The organism is Psychrobacillus sp. (genome assembly GCF_056205495.1).
In genome coordinates, this window is the sequence record NZ_JBAEAP010000302.1 from 1 (window position 1) to 5,001 (window position 5,001).

6 protein-coding genes are annotated in these 5,001 nt (G+C 40.6%); 2 read left to right on the forward strand and 4 right to left on the reverse strand.

The window, feature by feature from the left end; genetic code table 11:
* Positions 1-62 precede the first annotated feature (62 nt).
* The 4 genes from AC06OU_RS08805 to AC06OU_RS08820 form a co-directional block, all read right to left on the reverse strand.
* A complete protein-coding gene (locus tag AC06OU_RS08805; RefSeq protein ID WP_475855266.1) occupies positions 63-1,229 on the reverse strand; it encodes a phosphoglycerate kinase in 1,167 nt (388 codons plus the stop codon).
* Between the two features lie 167 nt (positions 1,230-1,396).
* Positions 1,397-2,404 carry a type I glyceraldehyde-3-phosphate dehydrogenase gene (gap, locus tag AC06OU_RS08810; protein WP_251555752.1) on the reverse strand — a complete coding sequence of 336 codons (1,008 nt, stop codon included), beginning with the start codon at positions 2,402-2,404 and terminating at the stop codon, positions 1,397-1,399.
* Between the two features lie 13 nt (positions 2,405-2,417).
* Positions 2,418-3,455 carry a sugar-binding transcriptional regulator gene (locus tag AC06OU_RS08815; protein WP_169359697.1) on the reverse strand — a complete coding sequence of 346 codons (1,038 nt, stop codon included), beginning with the start codon at positions 3,453-3,455 and terminating at the stop codon, positions 2,418-2,420.
* 136 nt (positions 3,456-3,591) lie between these two features.
* Entirely contained in the window at positions 3,592-3,825 is a 234-nt protein-coding gene (locus AC06OU_RS08820) for a glutaredoxin family protein (RefSeq protein WP_475855261.1), read from the reverse strand.
* 456 nt (positions 3,826-4,281) lie between these two features.
* Between AC06OU_RS08820 and AC06OU_RS08825 the strand changes: the two genes are divergently transcribed.
* Entirely contained in the window at positions 4,282-4,803 is a 522-nt protein-coding gene (locus tag AC06OU_RS08825; RefSeq protein ID WP_475855263.1) for an RNA polymerase sigma factor, read from the forward strand.
* A partial coding sequence (locus AC06OU_RS08830) for a hypothetical protein (RefSeq protein ID WP_475855264.1) occupies positions 4,781-5,001 on the forward strand: 221 nt, incomplete at its 3' end. The genes AC06OU_RS08825 and AC06OU_RS08830, both read left to right, overlap by 23 nt.

Sequence of the window (5,001 nt, forward strand, 5' to 3'; positions counted from 1 at the left end):
TGATTTGTACATTTTCCAGTTTCCTGCGATTACTTGTTTACGCATAATAAAATCTCCTCCAATTACTTATCGTTTAGTGCCGATACGCCTGGTAAGTCCTTACCTTCCATAAACTCTAAGGAAGCTCCTCCACCAGTTGAGATATGGTCCATTTTATCTGCTACATCAAATTTTTCTACTGCAGCGGCTGAGTCTCCTCCGCCGATGATCGTATAGCCAGCAGTTTCAGCCATCGCAGTCGCAACACCCTTCGTTCCGTTTGCAAAAGCATCCATTTCAAACACACCCATCGGTCCATTCCAAATGATCAGCTTGCTGTCTTTAATGACTTGATCATACAGCTTTACTGTTTCAGGTCCGATGTCCAAGCCCATCCAGTCGGAAGGAATTTGGTCTACCGGCACGACCTTCGTGTTGGCATCCTTTGAAAACTCATCCGCAACGACTACATCGATCGGTAGATAGAAGTTCACGCCTTTTTCCTTCGCCTTTTCAAGGAAGGACTTCGCTAGGTCGATTTTGTCTTCCTCTAAAAGAGAGGTACCAATTTCATGGCCTTGCGCCTTCGTGAACGTATAGGACAATCCACCACCGATTAGGATATTGTCTACCTTGTCCAATAAATGATCGATGACACCGATTTTATCCTTTACCTTCGCACCACCAATGATCGCCGTGAAAGGACGTTCAGGTGTGGATAAAGCCTTTCCTAGTACATCTAATTCCTTTTGCATCAAGAGTCCAGATACTGCTGGTAAAAGCTTCGCAATACCTTCTGTTGTTGCATGCGCACGGTGAGCTGCACCGAATGCGTCATTGACATACACATCTGCTAACGCTGCAAACGCTTTTGCTAGCTCTGGATCATTTTTCTCTTCTCCAGCGTGGAAGCGTACATTTTCTAATAAAACAATATCGCCCTCATTCATTGCTGAGATCGCTTGTTCTACTTGTTCTCCAATTGATTCATCTAATTTAGTTACAGGCTTATTCAATAGCTTAGCTAAATGCTCGCCAACCTTTGTCAAACGTAGCTCTTCCTTTACTTCCCCTTTTGGGCGACCCATATGGCTTGCAAGAATCACTTTCGCTCCTTGCTCGATTAAATATTGGATCGTAGGTAGTGCCGCACGAATACGAGTATCATCTGTAATGGCACCGTCTTCTACTGGTACATTGAAGTCTACACGACAAAAGACGCGTTTTCCCTTTAACGTTACATCGCTCATTGTTTGTTTTTCCTTCATGAAATAAGCCTCCTTATGTAATTGAATTGCCTACTAAAAAAAGAAGGAGCAAAAGGGGTAACCTTTGCTCCTTTACCCTCTTTTATTATAGAGGTTATTATACTTAAACGCTATCCAAACACTAATGTTTCTCGGTATCTAGCGAGAAATTATAACCCTTTTTTTGCCATCAATAATGCAAGGTCGATACAACGTGCAGAGTATCCTGATTCGTTGTCATACCAAGCTAATACTTTAACAAGGTTATCTCCTAATACCATTGTAGATTGACCATCTACTGTAGAAGAAGCAGTGTTGCCGTTATAGTCGATTGATACTAATGGAAGCTCGTTATATTCAAGAATTCCTTTTAGTTCATTTTCAGCAGCTTTACGAAGCACGCCGTTTAACTCTTCTACTGTTACTTCTTTGTCTAGCTCTGCTACAAAGTCAACTAGAGATACGTTTGGTGTTGGTACACGAACAGCCATACCATCTAATTTACCTTTTAGCTCAGGAAGAACCTTCGCTACTGCAGCCGCTGCTCCAGTTGTTGTAGGAATCATAGATTCAGATGCTGCACGAGCACGACGGTAGTCGCTATGTGGCAAGTCTAGGATACGTTGGTCATTTGTGAATGAGTGAATTGTTGTCATCATTCCGCGTTTGATACCAAAGTTATCTTGTAATACTTTTGCCACTGGTGACAAGCAGTTTGTTGTACAAGAAGCGTTTGATACTACGTGATCTGTTTCTGGGTTGTATTTATCTTCATTTACACCCATAACGAATGTTGGCATATTATCTTTTGCTGGTGCAGAAAGAATAACTTTTTTAGCTCCAGCTTCGATATGCTTACCAGCTTTTTCAACTGTGCTGAATACACCCGTAGATTCGATTACGATGTCTACTCCAAGGTCTTTCCAAGGCAGTACAGAAGGATCCTTTTCTGCGAATACTTGAATGTTTTTCCCGTTTACTACTAGGTATTCACCTTCTGAAGTGATATCTGCATTTGAGATACCGTGTACAGAATCATATTTTAATAAATGAGCAAGCATCGCTGCATCTGTTAAGTCATTGATTGCTACTACTTCTAAATCCTTTTGCTCTAATGCTTCTCTGAAAACTTTACGTCCGATACGTCCAAATCCGTTAATAGCTAATTTTACTGTCATAATAAAATTCCTCCTAAATGTTTTTTGGGATTACTTTCATCATTTCATTGGCTGCACCTTCATCTGTTACGAGAACAGTTTGCAATGGAGCCTGCTTGAAATAAGAAATAAGCGCGTTGGCTTTTTTTGCCCCGCCTGCGACTGCAAGCAGATGCTCTATATGCTGAAGCTGATTTAATTGAACACCGATTGTGCGAATATGGTGAACAGCTTCACCGTGATTGTTGAAATAATAGCCAAACGATTCACTGACTGCACCTCTACTTGTTAGAAGCTCAATCTCCTCGTCACTCGAATTTCTTCTCTTGGCCATCTCTAATGCATCGCCTATTCCATGAATAATGATGTTTGTCCTTTCATAAAGGTCCATCATTTCTTGGATAAAAGGCTCCTTCTTCATCGTCATATATGCCTCTTCGCTTAAGCGATCCGGTATATATAACGTCCGGTAGGTTCCATTCATCTTGCTAGCAAACAAAGACGCAATGGTATTTGCTTGTAGCCTGACATCCTTCCCTACCCCTCCTCTTGCCGCAATAAACAACAAATCCTTCCATCTGGACGATTCGGTCATGGCATGGGAGATGGATGCAATCGTTGATCCACCAGTAACTGCAACGATGTATTCATCCAGTAAAATACTCTCTAAATACTTTGCTGCCTCCTGGGATAAAAGCATAGATGTGTTGGTATCAGTATCTACATTTCCCGGAACAATAATCACATCTTTTATATTTAAATATTTCTTTAACATTAGCTCCATTTGTGATCGACCAGACCACATACGGACTACTTCTTTTAAATCTATCAAAACCTCATTGCCCTCTGCTGTAATAGCCGCTCCCTCACGAGAAACCTCTATCAAGCCTTGAGTCCTTAGAGCGTCCAATTCCTTACGAGTTTCACGCTCCGTTAAGTCTAGCTGTTCTCCAAGAACCCGACGGCCAATACCTCTGGTCAGCTGGATAGTTTGGAGAATACGATACCTCTTCTGAAGCAGCTCACTCATCTCTGGCATTAGCTTTAGCTGTGCACTTAGAAAAGAATCCATTTGTCACATCCCACGCTAGTGGTGACATATTTGTCCCACATGTATTAAAAATGTCCCATCTACTTAAAAAAAATTTAATTTCTATAATCATAATACTTTAATATATTCCAAATAGCAATATATGTGTTTGGAAGCATTATTTTTCTAATGCTTCCAGCAGTGTCGCATAGTCGAGATTCCCGTACTGTATGATTTCCCCTTGATATTCCACAACCGGAATCATGAGCATAAATTTTTCGTGCAGCTGATCATCTTCTTCTATATTATGCTCCACTATTTGAAATGGCACGTCCTCCTGTACCAGCTTCAGCATCATTCTTCCGTCCTCACATAAATGACAACCTGGTCTTGTATAAAAATGGACAATCATTTTCTGTGCCTCCCATCATTTAGCTTCTCTCATTATAAACTTTTAACCTATTAAAAGCGTGCCGAATGTTTTGGATACAAAATATTCCTTAAAAGGTAAAATAGAAGAGGATGTATTTCATTATTAAAATACGAACTAATTAAAGAGAATAATGAAGTGTAAATGATGTTTTATGAGAATGTAGAATTGATTTTCGCTTTAGTCGGACGCTTTCCGTGGGGTGGGCGATAAGCCATCACCCCTCGATTACGCGCGTGGTTGTGATGGCTTATCTGTCTCACTCATCCCACTGGAGTCGTCGCCTGCCGCTTCAATCAATATAAAGAGATAAGATTGGTTGTGTTTAATTAGTAATAGGCTATTTCACTAGTACTTTATTGGATAATTCACATTTTACTTAAATAAAACGATACTTTTCATTTATTCGTTCGTCTATTGCACTAAGGGGGTCAGGAGATGGAGATGGAACAGCTATATAGAGATCACAGCGACCGGGTTTACGGCTATATTTATTTACTTGTCCGTCATAAAGAAAGTGCCGAGGACCTTACACAGGAAACCTTTTACAAAGCATTTAAGGGATTTGCTTCCTTTGATAAACAAGCATCCACTGCTACGTGGATCCTAAAAATTGCTCGCAATGTTACCTATGATTATTTCAGGAGAAAACGAGTTGTTCAGTTTTTTTCATTTGAAAAGAATCATGATATAGAGACAAAGGGGCTTTCCCCAGAAGGTCACATCGAACAAAAAGAAAAGCTGACACGGATGTATGATTCCTTGCGCTTACTAAAGAAGGATTATCAAGAGGTGATCATTCTGCGAAAAATCCAGGAATGCTCCATCCAGGAAACTGCCTTCATTCTCGGATGGACCGAGGCGAAGGTCAAGATGAAAATGATGCGTGCACTTGAGGCACTAAAAAAGGAATTTCATCAAAAAGGAGGTTATGTAAATGGAACCGTCAAAGGAATTTGATGAGCTTTTTGAGGAAATGAAGCATGTCGAACGCTCTAATGAAGCAAGACGAAATACATGGCTAGCGATAAAGGAACGAACGGAAAAGAAAAAACGTAGAATATTTCCCGCCCTCCTTGCATTAGCAGCAATAGCCATCGCCTCCTATTTTCTAATTTCAAATGTAATGGTCCCATCAGAAACCGAGCAAACAGCACA